17 protein-coding genes are annotated in these 18,902 nt (G+C 68.3%); 7 read left to right on the top strand and 10 right to left on the bottom strand.

Annotation, left to right across the window (positions count from 1 at the left end):
* Positions 1 to 7: 7 nt before the first annotated feature.
* Together ACODRV_RS02225 and ACODRV_RS02220 are read right to left on the bottom strand one after the other, a co-directional pair.
* Positions 8 to 781 (bottom strand): enoyl-CoA hydratase, encoded by a 774-nt coding sequence (locus tag ACODRV_RS02225; RefSeq protein ID WP_488907265.1) that lies wholly within the window; start codon positions 779 to 781, stop codon positions 8 to 10.
* The gene (locus ACODRV_RS02220) at positions 778 to 1,869 is read right to left on the bottom strand and encodes an MBL fold metallo-hydrolase (protein ID WP_488907264.1); all 1,092 of its coding nucleotides are present in this window, start codon (positions 1,867 to 1,869) and stop codon (positions 778 to 780) included. Before ACODRV_RS02220 ends, ACODRV_RS02225 begins: the two co-directional genes overlap by 4 nt.
* Before the next feature lie 137 nt (positions 1,870 to 2,006).
* Here ACODRV_RS02220 and ACODRV_RS02215 point away from each other — a divergent pair, with 137 nt between their 5' ends.
* From ACODRV_RS02215 to ACODRV_RS02195, 5 genes are all read left to right on the top strand, one after another.
* The gene (locus tag ACODRV_RS02215) at positions 2,007 to 2,990 is read left to right on the top strand and encodes a hypothetical protein (RefSeq protein WP_141626054.1); all 984 of its coding nucleotides are present in this window, start codon (positions 2,007 to 2,009) and stop codon (positions 2,988 to 2,990) included.
* A 104-nt stretch (positions 2,991 to 3,094) separates the two neighbouring features.
* A complete protein-coding gene (xth, locus tag ACODRV_RS02210; RefSeq protein WP_488907263.1) occupies positions 3,095 to 3,892 on the top strand; it encodes an exodeoxyribonuclease III in 798 nt (265 codons plus the stop codon).
* Between the two features lie 12 nt (positions 3,893 to 3,904).
* Positions 3,905 to 4,411 (top strand): hypothetical protein, encoded by a 507-nt coding sequence (locus tag ACODRV_RS02205; RefSeq protein ID WP_488907444.1) that lies wholly within the window; start codon positions 3,905 to 3,907, stop codon positions 4,409 to 4,411.
* A gap of 180 nt (positions 4,412 to 4,591) precedes the next feature.
* The gene (locus tag ACODRV_RS02200) at positions 4,592 to 5,497 is read left to right on the top strand and encodes a cobalamin biosynthesis protein CbiG (protein ID WP_141626051.1); all 906 of its coding nucleotides are present in this window, start codon (positions 4,592 to 4,594) and stop codon (positions 5,495 to 5,497) included.
* Positions 5,498 to 5,552: 55 nt separating this feature from the next.
* Entirely contained in the window at positions 5,553 to 6,551 is a 999-nt protein-coding gene (locus ACODRV_RS02195) for a glycerophosphodiester phosphodiesterase family protein (protein WP_488907262.1), read from the top strand.
* Positions 6,552 to 6,554: 3 nt separating this feature from the next.
* On the opposite strand, the gene glyS is transcribed toward ACODRV_RS02195, so the two are convergent.
* From glyS to ACODRV_RS02180, 3 genes are read right to left on the bottom strand one after another with little or no spacing between them, the layout of a single operon-like run.
* Positions 6,555 to 8,687, bottom strand: a complete 2,133-nt coding sequence (gene glyS / locus ACODRV_RS02190; RefSeq protein WP_488907261.1) for a glycine--tRNA ligase subunit beta — start codon at positions 8,685 to 8,687, stop codon at positions 6,555 to 6,557.
* Positions 8,688 to 9,191, bottom strand: a complete 504-nt coding sequence (locus ACODRV_RS02185) for an endonuclease domain-containing protein (RefSeq protein WP_488907260.1) — start codon at positions 9,189 to 9,191, stop codon at positions 8,688 to 8,690.
* Positions 9,188 to 10,075 (bottom strand): glycine--tRNA ligase subunit alpha, encoded by an 888-nt coding sequence (locus tag ACODRV_RS02180; RefSeq protein WP_488907259.1) that lies wholly within the window; start codon positions 10,073 to 10,075, stop codon positions 9,188 to 9,190. The genes ACODRV_RS02185 and ACODRV_RS02180 overlap by 4 nt, the downstream gene beginning before the upstream one ends.
* Positions 10,076 to 10,345: 270 nt before the next feature.
* Here ACODRV_RS02180 and ACODRV_RS02175 point away from each other — a divergent pair, with 270 nt between their 5' ends.
* Positions 10,346 to 11,086, top strand: coding sequence for a polysaccharide deacetylase family protein (locus tag ACODRV_RS02175; protein ID WP_488907258.1), 741 nt, complete (start codon positions 10,346 to 10,348; stop codon positions 11,084 to 11,086).
* Between the two features lie 199 nt (positions 11,087 to 11,285).
* On the opposite strand, the gene ACODRV_RS02170 is transcribed toward ACODRV_RS02175, so the two are convergent.
* From ACODRV_RS02170 to ACODRV_RS02150, 5 genes are all read right to left on the bottom strand, one after another.
* The gene (locus ACODRV_RS02170) at positions 11,286 to 12,206 is read right to left on the bottom strand and encodes a hypothetical protein (protein ID WP_488907257.1); all 921 of its coding nucleotides are present in this window, start codon (positions 12,204 to 12,206) and stop codon (positions 11,286 to 11,288) included.
* A gap of 97 nt (positions 12,207 to 12,303) precedes the next feature.
* Positions 12,304 to 13,137 carry a fasciclin domain-containing protein gene (locus ACODRV_RS02165; protein WP_488907256.1) on the bottom strand — a complete coding sequence of 278 codons (834 nt, stop codon included), beginning with the start codon at positions 13,135 to 13,137 and terminating at the stop codon, positions 12,304 to 12,306.
* A gap of 223 nt (positions 13,138 to 13,360) precedes the next feature.
* Complete coding sequence (locus ACODRV_RS02160) at positions 13,361 to 14,227, bottom strand: 4-(cytidine 5'-diphospho)-2-C-methyl-D-erythritol kinase (RefSeq protein WP_488907255.1); 867 nt, start codon at positions 14,225 to 14,227, stop codon at positions 13,361 to 13,363.
* Positions 14,228 to 14,230: 3 nt separating this feature from the next.
* Entirely contained in the window at positions 14,231 to 16,078 is a 1,848-nt protein-coding gene (locus tag ACODRV_RS02155) for a tetratricopeptide repeat protein (RefSeq protein ID WP_488907254.1), read from the bottom strand.
* 145 nt (positions 16,079 to 16,223) lie between these two features.
* Complete coding sequence (locus tag ACODRV_RS02150; RefSeq protein ID WP_488907443.1) at positions 16,224 to 17,873, bottom strand: electron transfer flavoprotein-ubiquinone oxidoreductase; 1,650 nt, start codon at positions 17,871 to 17,873, stop codon at positions 16,224 to 16,226.
* A gap of 200 nt (positions 17,874 to 18,073) precedes the next feature.
* Here ACODRV_RS02150 and ACODRV_RS02145 point away from each other — a divergent pair, with 200 nt between their 5' ends.
* Positions 18,074 to 18,865, top strand: coding sequence for a uracil-DNA glycosylase (locus ACODRV_RS02145; RefSeq protein ID WP_488907253.1), 792 nt, complete (start codon positions 18,074 to 18,076; stop codon positions 18,863 to 18,865).
* Positions 18,866 to 18,902 lie beyond the last annotated feature (37 nt).

Below are 18,902 nucleotides of genomic sequence, written 5' to 3'. Positions count from 1 at the left end.
CCGGGAATCAACCGACTTTCGAGAAATCCGGCGCGCGCTTCTGGGTGAAGGCCATGAACGCCTCCATCGCCTCGGGGCTCTTCATCTGGCTGCCGAAGGCTTCGCCTTCCCGCTGCATCAGCTCCCAGATCCGTTCGGCGTCGCGCATCAGACGCTTGGTCTTGCGAATTGAGTTGGGCGCGCGGGCCGCCAGCCTGGCGGCCAATTCAACGGCCACGGCTTCGACCTGATCGGCCGGAACCGCTCTGTTCGCCAGCCCCCAGGCCACGGCGGTCTTGCCGTCGATCGGCTCTCCGAGCGCGAAGATTTCGAACGCCCGCTGATGGCCCAGTACCTGCGGCAACAGCATCGACGACGCCGCTTCGGGCGCCAGCGCCAGATTGATGAAGGGCGCCGACAACAGCGCGTCTTCGGCCACCACCACCATGTCGCAGTGGAGCAGCAGCGTCAGGCCGATACCAACTGCGCGCCCCCGCACGGCGGCGACCACCGGCTTGTCCAGATCAGCCATGGCCTTCAGGAACCGGAATACCGCCATGTCGGACGGGTTGCTCGTCTGGGAGCCGATAGCGATGAAATCGCCGATGTCGTTGCCCGCCGAGAAGCTGTCGCCCTCGCCCTTGAAGACCAACACCCGCACCGCATCATCCGTCCGCGCGCGCTCGGCGGCGTCCGACAGGGCCGCGTACATGGCCTGGGTGATGGCGTTCTTCTTGTCCGCGCGCGCCAAGGTCACGGTCAGGACGCCGTCGCCCAGTTCGGTCTTGATGTGGTCGGTCATGCCGCCTCCTCCCCTTTTGTCGTTGAGCGCCACCAGTCGACCCCGTCCGCATCGCGTTCGCGAACGGCGGTTCCGTGGCGGAGCATGTAGTTCAGATGCGCGATCGCCTCGCCGGTGGCCATGCCACGCACGCCGTCGCCCACCGGACGAGCGAACAGGGCCGGAAACACGTCCACCGCCCGCTTCGGCTCGCGCAAGCTGCGCTCCAGCCGCCTGAGAGCGACGTGATGGCCCCGGATCAGGGCGTCCAGACGGGGCTGCACGCCCCGGAACACCTCTCCGTGCGACGGCAGGATCAGCACATCGTCCGGGAAGACCGTCTTCATCCGTTCCAGCGAGGCCAGCCAGTCGCCCAGCGGATCGGCGTCCGCCTCCGTCGGCCAGACCGACACGTTCGAAGAGATGCGCGGCAGTATCTGGTCGCCGCCGAGCACGATCCCGTCGTCCTCGCGCCACAGACAGGCATGCTCGGGGCTATGGCCTTCACCGACAACCACGGTCCAGTCACGACCGCCGAGGGTCAGCAGATCCCCTTCGCGAATGCGCTGATAGGCGGCGGGCAGCGGCGACACCGCCATGCCGAAACGTCCGAACTCCTTGCGATACCGGGCGATCTGGGCCTCATCCCAACCGGCGGCGCGATAGAAGACCGCGCCGCTCTCCGGGGCCTCCTTGCCCGTGTCAGCCAACAGCATCCGCGCCATGACGTATTCCAGCCGGGTCATCACAAGGGGCGCGTCAAAGCGCTCGCACAGCCAGCCCGCCAGACCGATGTGGTCCGGGTGCATATGAGTGCAGATGACCTTCGTCACCGGATCGCCGCCCATGGGGCCGGCCAGCAACAGCTCCCACTCGTCCCTGGTCCCGTTGATCCCGAGCCCGCAATCGATCACCGCCCAGCCGTCGCCGTCGCGCACCGCATAGACGTTGATGTGATCCAGTTGCATCGGCATGGCGACGCGCATCCACAACACGTCCGGGGTCACGGCGATGGCCTCCCCCGAGGCCGGAGGTCCGGCGAACGGGTAGGTCAGGCCACGCTCCGGGGGCCTTGCCTCCGTCTCCGCCGGGATCACACCGTCCGCCAAGTCCGTCTCCAATCGCAACGCAGGAGGGATAGCCCGAACCGCCCGTTCGCGTCCAGCATTCCCCCGCCGCGCTTGACCCGGCGATCCCGTCTCGCCAAGGGTGTGCCGAAGATTTTCCCTCCGGAGTGTTGCCCGTGTTGACCAGAAAGACGCTTGCCCTGATGGCGATGGCCGTCGCCGCCGCCTTCGTGGCCGCCGAGCCCGCCATGGCCCAGAACTCCGGCAGCGGCGGACGCACACCGCGCGGTGAGCGGGTCCTGCCCGGTCGCATCGGCGGCGACCAGACCGATCGCGCCGATGAAGCTTCCCGCCGTCGTGACCGCCAACGCTCCGGCGCCCAGCAGGTCCAGCCGACCGCCGCCAAGACCCCGGAACAGATCCGCACCGAGGCCCAGGCCCAACTCGCCGCCAACAACCTGACCTGCGAGCTGACGGAGGCCTCCAACCCGGGCGTAATCGGCGAGTCGCAGGTCTATGAAGTCGCCTGCAACAATACTGAAGGCTACATCCTGATCGCCTCGACCCCGCCTCAGGCCTACAGCTGTATCGAGCTGGCCGGGACCGCCGCCATCGCTCGCTCGCGCGACCCGAACGCGGACGTCGGGCAGCAATGCGCCATCCCCGCCAACCAGAACGGCGTCGCAGTGATCGGCAGCTGGGCCCGCGCCGCCGGCGCGACCTGCACGATCGACGAGGCCTTGGCCATCGGCAAGAGCGACGACAACAACATGGTCTATGAAGTCGGCTGCGCGAACGCCGACGGCTACTGGCTTGAGAAGACCGCCACGGGCTGGGACCTGAAGGACTGCCTGCAGGTCAACGCCATGGGTGGAACCTGCCGCTTCACCACCCCGCAGGAACAGAACGACGGCTTCAAGACCAAGCTGGCCGGCACCGACGCCGCGGCCTGCGACGTCACCCAGGTCCGCCTGATGGGCTCCAACGCCAACGGCCGCTTCTTCGAAGTCAAGTGCGCCGCTGAAGGCGAAGGCTATGTCGCGCGCATCAACGCCGCAGGCGAAGCCCAGCAAATCTACACCTGCGCCGCCGCTGTCCGCATCGGCGGGGGCTGCACCCTGACCCAGGTCGCGGCTGCTCCGGCGGCCGGCGGCCGTCCGTAACCGGGCCAGCCCGTCAAACGACCGATCAGCGCCCCGGAGGAGACTCCGGGGCGTTTTTCGTTGGCGCTTCCCTCGCCCCGCGACACGCCTTAGCTTCCCGCTCCATGCGTATCGCTACCTGGAATGTGAACTCGGTCAACGCCCGCCTGCCCACCGTGCTGGCGTGGCTGGAGGCTGCCCAGCCGGATGTTGTCGGCTTCCAGGAGATCAAGTGCGTGGACGAGAAGTTCCCGCGCGAGGCCTTCGAGAGCCTCGGCTACAATGTCGAGGTTCACGGGCAGAAGACCTACAACGGCGTCGCCCTGCTCTCGAAATACCCGATGTCCGAGGTCATGCGCGGCCTGCCGGGCGAGGATCAGTCCGGCGTCGAGGCCGATGGCGTCCACGCTCGCTACATCGAAGCCCTGATCGAGGCTCCGCATCCGGTGCGGGTCGGCTGCCTGTACCTGCCCAACGGCAATCCGGTGGAGAGCCCCAGGTTCGCCTACAAGCTGGGCTGGATGGAGCGGCTGGAGGCCCACGCCCGCACTCTGCTGGCGCAGGAGGAAGCCTTCACCCTGTGCGGCGACTACAACGTCATCCCGACGCCGGACGACGCCAGGGACCCGAAGGCCTGGGTCAATGACGCCCTGTTCCAGCCCGAGAGCCGCGCCGCCTTCCGCGCCTTGCGCTATCTGGGTCTGAGCGAGGCGGGCGAGCTCGGCAAGCAACCGCCGGGGACCTACACCTTCTGGGACTATCAGGCGGGCGCCTGGCAGAGGGACCACGGCATCCGCATCGACTTCCACCTGCTGTCGCCGCAAGCGGCGGACCGGTTCCGGGGCGTCGAGACGCATCGCGACGCCCGTGACATGGACAAGCCGTCCGACCACGTTCCCGTGGTCGTCGAGCTGGAGGACTGATCCTTGGGCGAGGTGTTCCGGGTCATTCTGCTGGTGGCGCTGGCCGCGGCGGCGCTGACCACCGGGGCGCTTCTGCTGGTCTGGTGGATGGAGCCCGTGCGTCGGATGCGTCGGGCCCTGCTGAAGTCGCTGGGCGCGGTTCCTGAAGCCGAGGCCCTTTCGCCGGCTGAAGGCCGGGCGGCCGGGCTGGATTTCGACGGCGGCCAGATCGCCGTGCTGTGGAACAGTGGCGGCTCCGGACTGGTCTATGCCTTCGAGGAGATCGAAGGCGGCGAGATCATCGTGGACGGCCATGTCGTGGCCCGCGTGCGCCGGGGGGAGGCCCGCAAGTCGCTCGATATTCTGGCCCCGGAAGCCGAGCAGGTCGTGCTGCGGCTGATGTTCGCGGATGCCCGCCACCCTGAGTTCGAGTTGTCGCTGTGGGACGCCGCCCTGACCGTTCAGACGGGCTCTCCCGGTGAGGCCCTGCGACTGGGCCGCCGCTGGCTGTCGCATCTGGAAGCCCTGCTGAAGGGCTAGCCGTCTCCTCCCGCGACGTGGGGAGGTGGCTCCGAGCCCGCAAGGAGACGGAGGGGCTCTCGACCGAGCGCGCGGATACAGCCCCTCCACCGCTTCGCGGTCCCCCTCCCCATTGCTGCGCAACGGGGAGGAGACTAGGAAGCCCCCACCTGTTTACCGAGTAGCCTGAAGGAGCCCGCTGTGGCCCGCCTCTTCGACGCCGTGATCATTGCTGACTGGACTGCCGCTGAAGGCAAGAAGCTGGGCGACCAGTCCGTCTGGATCGGCGTGGCCAAGCGCGACGTGCGCTTCCGCCTGTATACCGAGACCCACAACACGGCGACACGCGCCGAGGGCGAGGCCCTGCTGAACAAGCTGATCTCGGAACACCGCAAGCGGGGCGACCGGGTGCTGGTCGGCTTCGACTTCAACTTCGGCTTCCCGGCGGGCACCGCTGCGCGCCTGAAGCTGGACGGGACGCCGTGGGCGGCCATGGGCAAGTTCCTGACGGCCAACGTCGTGGACAAGGCCGACAACACCAACAACCGCTATCAGGTCGCGGCCAAGATGAACCGGCTGATGACTGACGAGGCCTGGCCGTTCTGGGGCGCGCCCGCCAAGCAGGCGCAGCGCTGGCTGACCACGACCAAGCCGCCCGCGGGCTCGGGCGCCGACATCCCCGAGTTCCGGGCCACCGAGGACACCGTCCGCAAGGGCAAGCTGCAGCCCAAGTCGGTCTGGCAGATGCACGGCGCGGGCGCCGTGGGCGGTCAGACCCTGGTCGGCATCCCGATGGTGCGCCGCCTGCTGGAGAGCCTGGGCGACGCAGGCGCTGTCTGGCCCTTCAACACCGGCTGGCGCGCGCTGGACACGGCGGACGTGGAGCCCCTGTCGGCCGTCGTGGTCGAGGTGTGGCCGTCGATGTTCGCCGCCAAGCCGGAGCCCGGCGAGTACAAGGATCAGGCGCAGGTGCGGGTCACCGCCGAGGCTCTGGCCAAGATGGATGACGCCGGTGATCTGGCGAAGGCCTTCGCCCCGCCGAAGGATGCGAGCGAAGCCCTGATCCAGCAGGTGGAGCAGGAAGAAGGCTGGATCCTGGGGGCCTGATTTCCGGGGTCAGGGCCTTCATCGGGGTGTCGTGGCGCGGCGCTATCGCTGCGCCATGTTCCGGATCATCCTGACGGCCCTTCTGTTGCTGACCGCGAGTCCCGCCGTGGCTGACGTGCTGATCATCGCCCATCGCGGCGCCTCGGGCGAACGGCCCGAGCACACCCGTGCGGCCTATGAGCTGGCCGTCGCGCAGGGCGCCGACTTCATTGAGCCCGATCTGGTCATGACCCGCGACGGGGTGCTGGTCGTCCGGCACGAGAACGAGATCGGGGGCACGACCGATGTGGCCTCGCACTCCGAGTTCGCGGACCGGCGGGTCACAAAGACCATCGACGGACAGACGGTGACGGGCTGGTTCACCGAGGACTTCACCCTGGCCGAGCTGATGACCCTGCGAGCGCGGGAGCGGCTGCCGGAGCTGCGCGGGACGGCCTTTGACGGGCAGGAGCCGATCCTGACCTTCGAGCAGGTGCTGGCCATCGCGCGGGAGGCCACGGCGCGGACCGGGCGGACCATCGGGGTCGCGCCGGAGCTGAAGCATCCGGCCTACTTCGCCGGGATCGGCCTGCCGATGGAAGACGCCTTTGTGGCGGTGCTGGAGCGGCGCGGGCTGACCGGGGCGGATGCGCCGGTGCTGGTCCAGTGCTTCGAGGTGGGACCGCTGGAGCGGATCAGCCACCGCATCGACACGCCCCTGCTGCAACTGATGGCCCGGGACGGCGGGCCCGCGGACCGGCCTGAGCTCACTTATGCGGCCATGGCGACGCCGGAGGGGCTGGCGCGGGTCAGGGCCTATGCCGACTGGATCGGGGCGGACACGAGCCTGATCGAGCCGGAGCCGGGCGTACCGACGCCCCTGATCGCCGAGGCCCATGCGGCCGGGCTGAAGGTGGCGGCCTGGACCTTCCGGGCCGAGAACGCCTTCCTCCCGGAGTGGGACCGGATCGGGGACGGCCCGGCGGCGCATGGGCGGATCACCGGACGGGTGACCCGGTTCGCCGGCTACGGGCTGGACGCGGCCTTCATGGACCAGCCCCGCTACGCCCCTTGAGGCCTAGCCGTTGATCTGGCCGAAGTCGGCGACGCGGCCCATGACGGCGCGAACTTGTCCAAGCAATTTCAAACGGTTATCGCGTTCCGAAGCCACATCCGAGTTGACCATGACCTTCTCGAAGAAGGCGTCCACCGGCGCGCGAAGGCGGGCCAGGGCGGTCATTGCGGCGGCGAAATCCTCAGTCTCCAGCGCGGCGTCCACGGCGGTCGCGGCGGCGGCGGAGGCGAAGGCCAGAGCGGTTTCCTCGGCGGGCTGGTTCGGCAGGCCGGTCTCGACCATGCCCACCGGAAGCTCGCCCTTCTTTTCCTCGGCCTTGAGGATGTTGGACGCGCGCTTGTAGCCCGCCAGCAGGTTGGCGCCGTCGTCGGTGGCGAGGAAGGCGGCCAGCGCCTCCACCCGACGCACTATGCGGACGAGGTCGTCGTCGCCGAGGGCGAAGACAGCGGCCACGAGGTCGTGCCGCTGGCCCTGATCGCGCAGGAGGACGGTCAGGCGGTCGGCGAAGAAATCGACCAGACCATCTGCGGCGCGATCCCGGGCATTGATGCCCAATTGGTCGGTGTCGCCAGACGCGTTCTTTGTCGCGAACGGTGGGGCCACGAACTTCTCGAAATGAGCCCGCACGGTTGATCGGAGCTCAAGACGATCGCCGCCCTCCAGCACCAGCCGGATAACCCCCAGCGCAGCACGACGCAGCGCGAACGGATCTTTCGACCCCGTGGGCTTCTCGTCGATGGCGAAGAAGCCGACGAGGGTGTCGAGTTTGTCGGCCAGCGAGACGGCCACGGTCAGCGGGGCGGTCGGGACCGTGTCCGAGGGGCCTTGCGGCTTGTAGTGGTCACGGATGGCGTCGGCGACTGCATCCGGCTGGCCGAAGGCGCGGGCGTAGTAGCCGCCCATGATGCCTTGCAGTTCCGGAAACTCGCCGACCATGCCCGAGGCCAGATCGGCCTTGGCCCGACGGGCGGCCTGTTCGGCCTGATCCGGGTCAGCGCCGACCAGCGGGGCGATCTCGCGGGCCAGGGCGGCGATGCGCTCGACGCGCTTGGACATGGCGCCCAGCCTGGCGTGGAAGGTCACGCCTTCCAGCTTCTTCAGCCAGGGCTCGAAGCCGACCTTCTGGTCCTCGTCCCAGAAGAAGCGGGCGTCGTTCAGGCGGGCGGAGAGAACGCGGCTGTTGCCGGCGGCCAGCGCCTTGCCGCCGTCCGAGGCCTCGACATTGGCGACGACGACGAAGTGCGGGGCGAGGCCATGCTTGGCCGGGTCCCGGACCGCGAAATACTTCTGGTGCACCTTCATCGACAGGCGCACCACCTCGGGCGGCAGGGCGAGGAACTGCGGGTCCATGTCGCCCAGAATCGGGGTCGGCCATTCGGCCAGACCGGCGACCTCGTCCAACAGGCCGTCGTCGTCGACGAGCGCGAGGCCCTTGTCGGCGCAGACCTTCTTGGCGGCTTCGAGGATGCGCAGCTTGCGGTCGGCGACGTCCAGCAGGACATGCTCGCGCTCCAGCTTGGCGCGGTAGTCGGCGAAATCGTTGACGGCGAAAGGCTTGCCCGAGCCGAGGAAGCGGTGGCCCTCGGTCAGGTCGCCGGACACAATTTTTTCGCCTACCGCTTCGCTACTTGAGGCGCCGCAGTCGATCTCGAACGGCACCACGGCGCCGTCGAACAGGCACAGGATGCGCTTCAGCGGGCGGATCCAGCGTAGCGTGCCCGAGCCCCAGCGCATCGACTTGGGCCAGGGGAAGGTGCGGACGATCTGGTCGACCATGGCCGGGATCAGGGCGGCGGTGGACTGGCCCTTCTGGCTGATGACCGCGAACAGGACGCCGTCGCGCTCGACCAGTTGCTCGCGGGTCAGGCCGGTCTTGCGCAGGAAGCCTTCCAGCGCCTGTTCAGGGGCGCTCGCTTTCGGCCCCTTCAGCTCTTCCTCGCGGTCAGGCGTGGCCGACGGCAGGCCGTCGATCACCAGCGTCAGGCGACGCGGCCCGCCATAGGTGGTCAGGGCCTCATACGTCAGGCCCGCGGCCTTCAGCCGGTCGGCGACCATGCGCTCAAGATCACGCGCCGCGCCCTGCTGCATGCGGGCCGGGATTTCTTCGGAGAAGAGTTCGAGGAGGAGTTGGGGCATCTAGTTTTCGTCATCTCGCACCCACTGATCGCGGGCGCGCCAAAGAGCCCTTCCCCCTTGATGGGGGAAGGGTTGGGATGGGGGTGAAGTGATGGCCGAGTGGATCTCGGCGAGAACGGTTTCCCGGTCGTCGGTGACCCGCTTGTTCGAGAAGCGCAGGACCCGATAGCCTTGGCTGTTCAGCCACTCGGTTCTGGCTGCATCGTTGGCTTGCGCTTCCGGCGTATCGTGGAGCGGGCCGTCGAGCTCGATGATCAATCGGCTTCCGTGGTGCACGAAGTCGGCGATGAACCGACCCAGAGGCGTCTGGCGACGGATGTTGAGCTTCAGCTTTCTGAGGTCCGCCCAGAGGAGCGTCTCCGGAAGGGTCTGCTCGCGGCGGAGATGACGAGCACGCGTGATCGCACCTCTGCGGTGCAGAGGCTTGGCGGACAGGGTGTCACCCCCATCCCCAACCCTTCCCCCATCAAGGGGGAAGGGAGCTGGACCGCGCTCTTCGATCAAGCTTCCGCTCGCTCCCGTTCCACATACGCCGTGGCGCAGGCCTTACACAGCTCGCGGATGCGGCCGATGTAGCTCTGGCGTTCGGCGACGGCGATGGCGCCGCGGGCGTCCATCAGGTTGAACAGGTGCGACGCCTTCAGGACCTGATCGTAGGCGGGCAGGACAAGTTGCTGGCCCTGCGGGCCGGTCATGGCGAGCAGGTTGGAGACCTCGGCGACCATGTCCTCGAACCGGCGCTTCAGGCCGTCGACGTCGTAGCCGTGGAAGTTGGCTTCACTCTGCTGGCGCTCGTTCTCGAGGAAGACCTCGCCGTAGGTGACGCCCTCCTTGGTGAACTTCAGATCATAGACGTTGTCGACGCCCTGAACGTACATGGCCAGACGCTCCAGCCCGTAGGTCAGTTCGCCGGAGACCACGTCGACCTCGATGCCGCCGACGCCCTGGAAGTAGGTGAACTGCGTCACCTCCATCCCGTCGCACCAGACCTCCCATCCGAGGCCCCAGGCGCCGACGGTGGGGTTCTCCCAGTCGTCCTCGACGAAGCGGATGTCGTGCAGGCTGGGATCGATGCCGATGGCGCGCAGCGAGCCGAGGTAGAGCTCCTGCAGATTGTCCGGGTTCGGCTTCAGAAGTACCTGATATTGATAATAATGTTGGAGCCGGTTGGGGTTCTCGCCATAGCGGCCGTCGCCCGGACGGCGGCTGGGCTGGACGTAGGCGGCCTTCCACGGCCTTGGGCCCAGCGCGCGCAGGACGGTGGCTGGGTGCAGGGTGCCCGCGCCGACCTCGATGTCATAGGGCTGAAGGATCGCGCAGCCCTGATCACCCCAGTATTTGTGGAGCGTCAGGATGAGGTCCTGGAAGGCGAGCGGTTCGGTCGTCACGGCGGGTTATTTCATCCGGGGAAGAAGGCCGCGGACCCTAGACGGCGGGGGTTTGCGGGGCAAGGTGAAGGCGTCTGAAAGCCCTCCCCTCGAGGGGGAGGGTTGGGTGGGGTGGAGGCAGGATGGGGGTGAAAGGACGCGGTTGGCGTGGTCTGTTCGACGGAGCCTCTCGCGACATGCTCGGCGACAGCCTGCCACCACCCCATCCCCCCGCCCCTTCCCCCTCGAGGGGAAGGGGAGTGTTAAGCGGAGTGGGTACAGTCTGTAGCCATGAAGCAGATCGACCAGATGCGGCGGCGGGCCGCGCGGTATCTCGATGTGGAGGCGGTGAACATCGCCCCGGCGAAGGGCGTGTTCTCGCTGAGCTTCGACGACATTCCGGCGACGGCCTGGACCGAGGCGGGGCCGGTTCTGGCCGAGCACGGGATCAGGGCGACCTACTATGTCTGCGGCGGGCTGGCCGGCGGGCGGAACATGGACCGGGACCAGTTCGAGGTGCGGCACCTGCAGGAGTTGCATGCCGCCGGGCATGAGGTCGGGTGCCATACCTGGGGCCATACCAGCGTGCTGAGGATGGATGCGGCGGCGCTGAAGCTGAGCCTTGATGCGAACGCGGCCTGGGTCAGCGAGCGACTGGACGGGTATGAAATGACCACCTTCGCCTATCCGTTCGGGGACGCGACGCTGGCGGCGAAGCGGTATGTGCGCGGGCGGTTCGATCTGGGGCGCGGGGTCCGCGACGGCGTCAATGCCGGGCGCGAGGACCGGGGGCTGATCAAGTCCATCGGGCTGGAGAGCCGCCGCCTGCCCCACTACGACCTTGAAGGCCTGATGGCCGAAGCGGCGGCGTCGAACGGCTGGCTGACCGCCTACGCCCACGACGTGTCGGACACCCCGACCGACTATGGCTGCACCCCCGATGATCTGGACCGGGTGATCCGGCTGGCCAAGGCGGCGGGACTGGAGGTCCGGCCGGTGGGTGAAGCGTGGCGCGGCTTTATATCCGGGTAAAATAGACAGTCGAGACTGTGGAGACTGTCGAAATACACCGTCTATCCCGTCTATGTCGTCTATCGGTCCCGACGAGAAAAACGGGTGCGAAGAGTGCGAACAGTACGGATGCGCGCGGATCATGGCGTGCAAGGTGACACGCCCGTGCGTCAGAATTGGTCGTATCGATCCCCCTCGCCCCTTTTGGGGAGAAGGGAACTCAGGCCGCTTGCGCCAACCGCGCCTTGCGCGCGTCCGCCCATTTGATGAGCGCGGCGCGGGGCCAGGCGACGATCCACGACCGGGCGGTGTATTCGCCCTTTTCAATCAGGGCGGCGCGGGTGGGCGAACTGGTCGCGGCGCGCCGGGTGTGGATTTCGCCCGGGCCCTGATGGATCAGGAAGGCGCCGTGCTTGAGCGGGTTCACGCGCAGATAGGCGAGGCGCGGGCTGATCTGCTCCAGCGGCGGATCATAGAACCACGATGAGCCCAGCATGCCCGCCATCTCCGGGCGGCGCTTGAGGATTTCGGCGGCGGTGGCCCAGGCGCGGTCCCAGCCGGCCTCGTTGAAGTCCGAAAGTTCGCGGCTTTCCGTGTGGACCTCCAGCCAGGGCTTCCACGACCGGGCGGCGGCGTAGGCCGGGATCACGGACCAGCCCCATCCCTCGCGGGCGTGACGCAGGATCTGGCCCGGCCCCATGGGCGAGGACAGGTCGATCATCTGGGTGCGGGCTCCGGGCACACTGAGAACCAGCGAGATGCGCACATCCTTGGCCCAGAAGTCGCGGTCGTAGGGGTTGGCGCCCTCGATCAGGAAGGCGGCCAGACGGTCGATCCACTGGGGGTAGAGCTCCAGCGACGCCTCGGGCAGGTCGGCGGCGGGGACGCGGGCCGGCATCTCCAGCGCCCAGATGGCCACCAGCGCGCGGCGGTGGTCGTCTGTCAGGACCGGACCGAAGGCGGCCTGCAGCGCCTCTTCGGCGCGATGGCCCGGCTGGTCGAAGTCCCAGTGCGGGGCGGAGGCGGCGGCCGCATCGGCAGCGGCGTCCTTCAGCGCGTGGAGGCGAGCGCGGTCCTCGGACGGGACACGGTTCAGAACGGCCTCGAACGCGGCGATGTGAGCGGGCGTGAGCGTTTCCATGCCCTATCCTGCACCACCACCGGTTTGCCGACGGTTAAGCGCGCACGAGAAAGGGCGGGAGCCGAAGCTCCCGCCCTTCTTCACGCGGCGAACCGGATCAGTTCGGGGTGGTCGGAGCCGGAGTGGGGGCCGGGTTGGCCGGGTCTTCCTGGCTGTCGACCTGACCGTCGGTCGGATTGGCGACCGGCGGCGACTGGACCGTGGTGGTCATGGCGGCCGGTTCGCCGTTCGGAGCCGTGGCGCCCGGCGCGGCCGGAGCGGTGGTTTCGGTCGCGGCCGGAGCCTCGGTCGAAGTCTCAGCGGGGGCCATGGCCTCCTCGTCACCCATGGCGGATTCCGACGTCGCCGGGTCCAGAACCTTGTCGATCACGAAAACCGAACCGTTGGACGGGGCGACATCGGCCATGGTGACGGTGGCGCTGTCGGCCTTGATGGCCTCGCCGGTGCCGTCCAGCAGGAGCTGGCTGTTGTCGGCGGCGGTCTGAACACCGCCGCGCGCGCCCTCGATCATGCCCGGCTGAACGTCAGAGACGATCACGTGATAGAGCAGACGAACACGCAACTCCTGGGCATTGGCCGGGTCGAGCAGACGGGTGCGTTCCGCTTCCGGCAGGGCGGCGAAGGCGGCGTCGGTCGGGGCGAAGATGGTGATGGCCGGACGGCTGGCGAGGGTTTCGGTCAGCTGGGCCTGATCCAGAGCGGTCAGCAGGGTGGTGAACTGACCCTTGGCGCGCAGGGCCTCGATGACGTTGTTCGCCTGGGCCGGGGTCGCGGCGGCGGCCGGCGCCGGCGTCTGGGCCGGAGCAGGCGTGGCGGCGGGCTGTTCCTGCGGCGCCGGGGCGGGCTGCGGCTGGGCCTCCTGGGCGAAGGCGGCGGGAGCCGCCAGCATGGCGGCAGCGGCAGCGGCGGTCAGAAGTTTGGTGCGAAGCATAACAGTATCCCTTGCAATGAAACATGGACGACCACCAGGGGAGCGAGGGCGGACGTCAGTACGCTGGACTGCAGCGTTCAAGACCCAAGGATGGCCTTGAGTTCCATGTGGGGATGCAATGAACTCATTTCACCGGAACGGCCAAGGTATTGTCAGGGCCATTTTCGGACCACCGGCCCATTACCGGCGCCATGAGAACAAAAAGCTCATTCAGGCCCGAAGATCACGACAATACAGTCGGATATACCCAGAGACCTGAACGTTGTTCTGAAAGGTGCTTCGCGGCGGCCTGGGCGGCGGCGGGCGTGTCGAAGAGGGCGAAGACCGTGGCGCCGGAACCGGACATGCGGACCAGACGAACGCCGGACAGGTCGGCGGCGGCGTCCAGCGCCCGGGCGATGGCCGGTTGCAGGCTCAGAGCGGGCGGCTGGAGGTCATTGCGCTGGGCCGAGAGCCAGTTGAGCACGGTCGGCAGGCTCCAGTCCGCGGGCGGCGCGGGACGGTCCGCGAGGGCGGGCGGTCCGGCGTCATAGCCGCGATACACGGCGCCGGTCGGGGACGGGACGCCGGGATTGATCAACACGGCCGGCAGAGGCGGCAGCCGCGGCTCGAAGGTCAGCAGATCGCCCCTGCCCTCGGCCCATGCGGCGCGGGCGTGCAGGCACATGGGGCCGTCAGCGCCGACCGTGGCCGCCACGTCGGCGAGCGCCTCATCGCTCATCGACAGACCGAGCGCGTCGCGCGCCAGTTTCAGGGCCGCGCCCGCATCGGACGAGCCCCCGCCCAGACCGGCGGCGATGGGCAGGCGTTTGTCGAGGGTGAAGGCCAGGCCCGGCTCGGGCAGACCGGCGGCGGTCGCCAGCGCCCGGACGGCGCGCAGGACGAGATTGTCGCCCTCCCCCTCCAGTCCCGCGCCGAACGGGCCGGTGACGGTCAGGGACAGGCGGTCTGAGGGCGCGACGCTGATCCGGTCACCGACGTCGGCGAAGGCCACCAGGCTGACCAGCGGATGGTAGCCGTCCGCGTCCAGCGGGCCGACGTGCAGGAACAGATTGACCTTGGCGGGGGCGAGCGCCGGGGCGGCAGCCATGGCTCAGGGCTGGGCCGCGCCGCCGACGGGCTGGGGTTCGGACAGGCCGGTCGCCAGCTTCTGCTCCACCTCCGCGCGGCGCTCGGCGTCGGTTTCCAGCGTCAGGACACGGTTCCATTGCCAGGTCGCCTCACGACGACGGCCGACCTGCCAGTAGGCGTCGCCGAGGTGATCATTGATCTCGGCGTTGGCCGGCTCCTTGGCGACGGCTTCCTCGAGCGTGCCGACGGCGGTTTCGTACTGGCCCTGCCGATACTGGGCCCAGCCGAGGGAGTCCTGGATGTTGCCGTTCTCGGGTTCCGCGACGTGGGCGCGGGCGATCATCTCGGCGCCCTGATCGACGCGGCGACCGGTATCGACCCAGATGTAACCGAGCATGTTGAGCAGGACAGGATTATCCGGATGCGCCTGAAGGGCGCTCCAGAGCTCATTCTCGGCTTCCTCAATGCGCCCGAGGGCTTCCAGCGCCGAGCCGCGCATGTAGCGAACATCAGCGCCCTGATCGGCGGTGTTCACGTCGGCGCGGTTGAGGATCGCCAGCGCTTCTTCGTTGCGTTTCATGGTCATCAACTGGCCGACGAGCGCCAGGGTGATGCGGGTCTGGTCGGGCGCAGCGGCGTCCGCGCGGGTGAAGGCGGCCAGCGCCGCGTCGTTGTTGTCCTGCTCCTGATAGCTGAGCCCGATATTGTACTGGGCCCCGGCGTAGAGAATCTTGTTGGACTGACCGACGCGGCCGAAGGCCTGGCGGGCAGGCTCTTCCTGGGAGTCCGCAGCCAGCGCGAGGCCGAGCCGCAGGGCGGTCATGTCCGAGGGTTTCAGGCTTTCGGCCAGACGCAGGAGAATGGCGGTCAGCTTGTGATCCTGCCGCTCGCCGGCCATCAGCGAGGAGAAGTCGAGCGCGGCGGCGATGCCGTCGGCGGGCGTCGGTGCGGCAGGAGCCCGACCGCGGGCCGCCGTCCGCTCCAGACCATCCAGCGCGGCGGGATCGGGCGACGGCCCGGTCAGGGAGGCACGGTACTGGAGCAGCGCCTCGTCGCGACGACCGCGACGTTCCAGGAACTCGCCATACTGAACACTGAACAGCCGGGCGCCGTTGGGGATGGCGACCAGCGCCTTGTACTCCGTATCCGCCTCGTCATACCGGCGACGCATCTCCAGAAGCTGGGCGCGTTGCAGACGCAGGATAAGGCCGGTGGGGTCCTGGGGCGCGGTCTCGACCGGCTCGAGCGCCCTCTCCCAATCCCCGGCGGCGGCGGCCAAGGAAGGCGTGATGAACTGGCCGATGATGGTGAAGGGCTGCCCAAGGGGCTGACCGGACAGGGAGGCGTAGCCTTCACCCGCGGCCCCGCGCTTCACCGACTGGACGATGGAGACGAGACGCCCCGCCTCCGCCAGTTCCGGCACGCCGGCGACGTCCGGCGTCAGGCGGACGACCGTGTCCAGATCGCCGTTGAACAGGCTGGTCAGGAAGGTCTCGTTCCACAGCAGCGGCTGTTCCGGCGTCAGGCTCTGACTTTCCGCCATCAGACGGGCGGACGCGGCGCCGTCGCCCCGGAAGCCCGCGATGCGGCCGGACAGATAAAGGCCGTAAGCCGACTCGCCCTGTGCGTTCACAGGCACGGGCTCCCATACCTCGGGAATGGGCGGTGCGGGCGCTTCAGCCTCGGCGACCGGATCCTCGGTGGGGATGACCGCGGGCGGGTGCAGGTCGGGCGTGCGCTCGGGCGTGATGGCCGGGGCGGGGACTTCCGGAACGGGCACAACAACGGGAGCCTCCTGCGCCAGGGCAGGAGTCGTCAGCGCCAGCAGGGCGCAACCGGAGAGCAGAACACGAAGCGAGGAAGAGCGCATGACGCGACCCTTCCCGCTTTATGCGGCGACGACAAGGCCTGTCCTTGTCCGGAGCGGCTTTTTGCACCCCTTCCACCCTGCTTCGCCCTGCTGCTTCGGACGGCGCCCCTCCCCCGCGCTCCGCGCCGGGGAGGAATGGTCCGGATTACATGTTCGGATAGTTGGGGCCGCCGCCGCCTTCAGGCGTGGTCCAGACGATGTTTTGCGACGGGTCCTTGATGTCGCAGGTTTTGCAGTGGACGCAGTTCTGGGCGTTGATCTGGAAGCGGGGGTTCTGGCCCTGCTCGTCGGTCAGCACCTCATAGACACCCGCCGGGCAATAGAGCCGCGCCGGTTCCCCGTATTTGGGCAGGTTGACCTCGATCGGCACGGACGGGTCCAGCAGCTTCAGGTGAGCGGGCTGGTCCTCGGCGTGGTTGGTGTTGGAGATGAACACCGACGACAGCTTGTCGAACGACAGCTTCCCGTCCGGCTTGGGATAGGCGATCGGCTTGTGCTTCGCGGCCGGTTCGGTCGAGGCGGCGTCGGTCTTGCCGTGCTTCATCGTGCCGAAGAGGGAGAAGCCGCCGAACAGGGTCTGGAACCACATGTCGAACAGGCCAAGCGCGCCGCCGAGGCTGGTGCCGACCTTCGACAGCAGGGGCTTGGCGTTCCGGACAAGCTTCAGCTCCTTGTAGACCCAGCTCTTCTCATAGGCGGCCTGATACTCGACCAGCTCATCGCCCGAGCGACCGGCCATGACGGCGTCATAGGCGGCGTCGGCGGCCAGCATGCCGGTCTTCATGGCGTTGTGGCTGCCCTTGATGCGCGGCACGTTCACGAAGCCCGCCGAGCAGCCGATCAGGGCGCCGCCCGGGAAGGCCAGCTTCGGCACCGACTGGAAGCCGCCCTCGGTGATGGCGCGGGCGCCGTAGGAGATGCGCGTGCCGCCCTCCAGATGTCGGGCGATCGAGGGGTGGTGCTTGAAGCGCTGGAACTCGTCGAAGGGCGAGATGTGCGGGTTCTTGTAGTTCAGGTGAACCACATAGCCGACGGTCACGTAGCGATCGCCGAAATGGTACAGGAAACTGCCGCCGCCGGTGAACTCGTCCAGCGGCCAGCCGGTCGAATGCTGGGCCAGACCGGGCTGGTGCTGGTCCGCCGGAACCTGCCACAGTTCCTTGATGCCGATTCCGAACTTCTGGGGATCGGCCGTGTCGCACAGGTTGTGGCGGGCCATGATGGTCTTGGCCAGCGAGCCACGCACGCCCTCGGCGATGAAGACGTATTTGCCGTGCAGTTCGATGCCGGGCTGGAACTCGCCGGTCGGCTTGCCCTCGCGGTCGATGCCGAAGACGCCGGCGACGACGCCCTTCACGCGGCCGGTCGGCTCATCCCAGACGACGTGGCTGGCGGCCATGCCCGGGTAAACCTCGACGCCCAGCGCCTCGGCCTGCTCGCCCAGCCAGCGGGCGACGTTGCCCAGCGAGGCGATATAGCAGCCGTGATTGTGCATCAGCGGCGGGAAGGCGAACATCGGCAGAGGGATGTCGGCCTGCGGCCCGAGCAGCAGGAAGCGATCCCTGGTCACCGGGGTCTCGAGGGGCGCGCCGCGCTCCTTCCAGTCGGGAAACAGCTCGTTCAGCGCCTTGGGGTCGATGACCGCGCCGGACAGGATGTGGCCGCCGATCTCGGCCGACTTCTCCAGCACGGCGACGGAGATGTCCTTGCCGTCCTTTTCCGCGCGCTGCTTCAGACGAATGGCCGCCGACAGACCGGCGGGGCCGCCGCCGACGATGACGACGTCGTATTCCATGATCTCGCGCTCGACACCCGCCAGCGCCTCGGCGGGCGGCAGCTTGTCGATCACGGCTTCCTGCCAGGCGTTCTTCGCCCCGCCCTCGATCGCTTCCTCGGCCATGGCCCGATTATCCTCGTTATTCGTATGGTCTTCCCTGATCCGCTTATCGGAAGGTGACGCGGGGGCGGTCAAGGACTATCCCTGTTCGGCCCGACATGAACGCTCAAGCCCTCGATTCCGCAGCCGCCGAAAGCCTGCTCGCCTTCTGGCGGGATGCGGGCGTCGACGCCTGCTTCGAGGACGCCCCGGTCGACCGCACCCATGTGGCCCCTCCCCCGGCGGTGAAGGCGGTCACGAAGGCGACGGCTTCGGTTGTCGCCCTGCCAGTCACGGGCGACGCGGCGGCGGAAGCGCGACGGCTGGCGGCGGACGCCGACACGCTGGAGGCGCTGGGCGAGGCCATCGCGGGCTTCACCGGCTGTCCGTTGCGCGACATGGGGGCGAAACAGTCCGTCTTCTCACGCGGAAATCCGCAGGCGCCGATCATGGTCATCGGCGAAGGCCCCGGCGCGGATGAGGACGCGCAGGGCCTGCCCTTCGTCGGCAAGGCGGGCAAGTTGCTGGACCGGATGCTGGCCGAGGCCGGACTGGCCGACCGCGTCTTCATCACCAACACCGTCTTCTGGCGTCCGCCGGGCAACCGGACGCCGAGCCCGGCTGAACAGGCCGTATGCGCGCCTTTCCTGGAGCGGGCCTTCTTCCTGTTGAAGCCGAAGGCCGTGCTGCTGCTCGGCGCGGCGGCGGCCAAATCTGTGCTGTCGACAGATGAAGGCATCATGCGGCTGCGCGGAAACTGGAAAGAGTGGCGACTGGCCGAGGGCAATGTGTCCGCGCCGGCCCTGCCCACCTTCCACCCCGCTTTCCTGCTGCGGACACCGATGGCGAAGAAGGCGGCCTGGGCCGATGTGCTGGCGCTGGCGGCGCGGCTGGACGACACGTCGAACTGAACGGCGAATCGCCGCAGGGGCGTTAACCTGAGGGACG

It is taken from the genome of Brevundimonas sp. FG8 (assembly GCF_057808845.1).
This window is presented reverse-complemented; position numbering and strand designations above follow the sequence as displayed.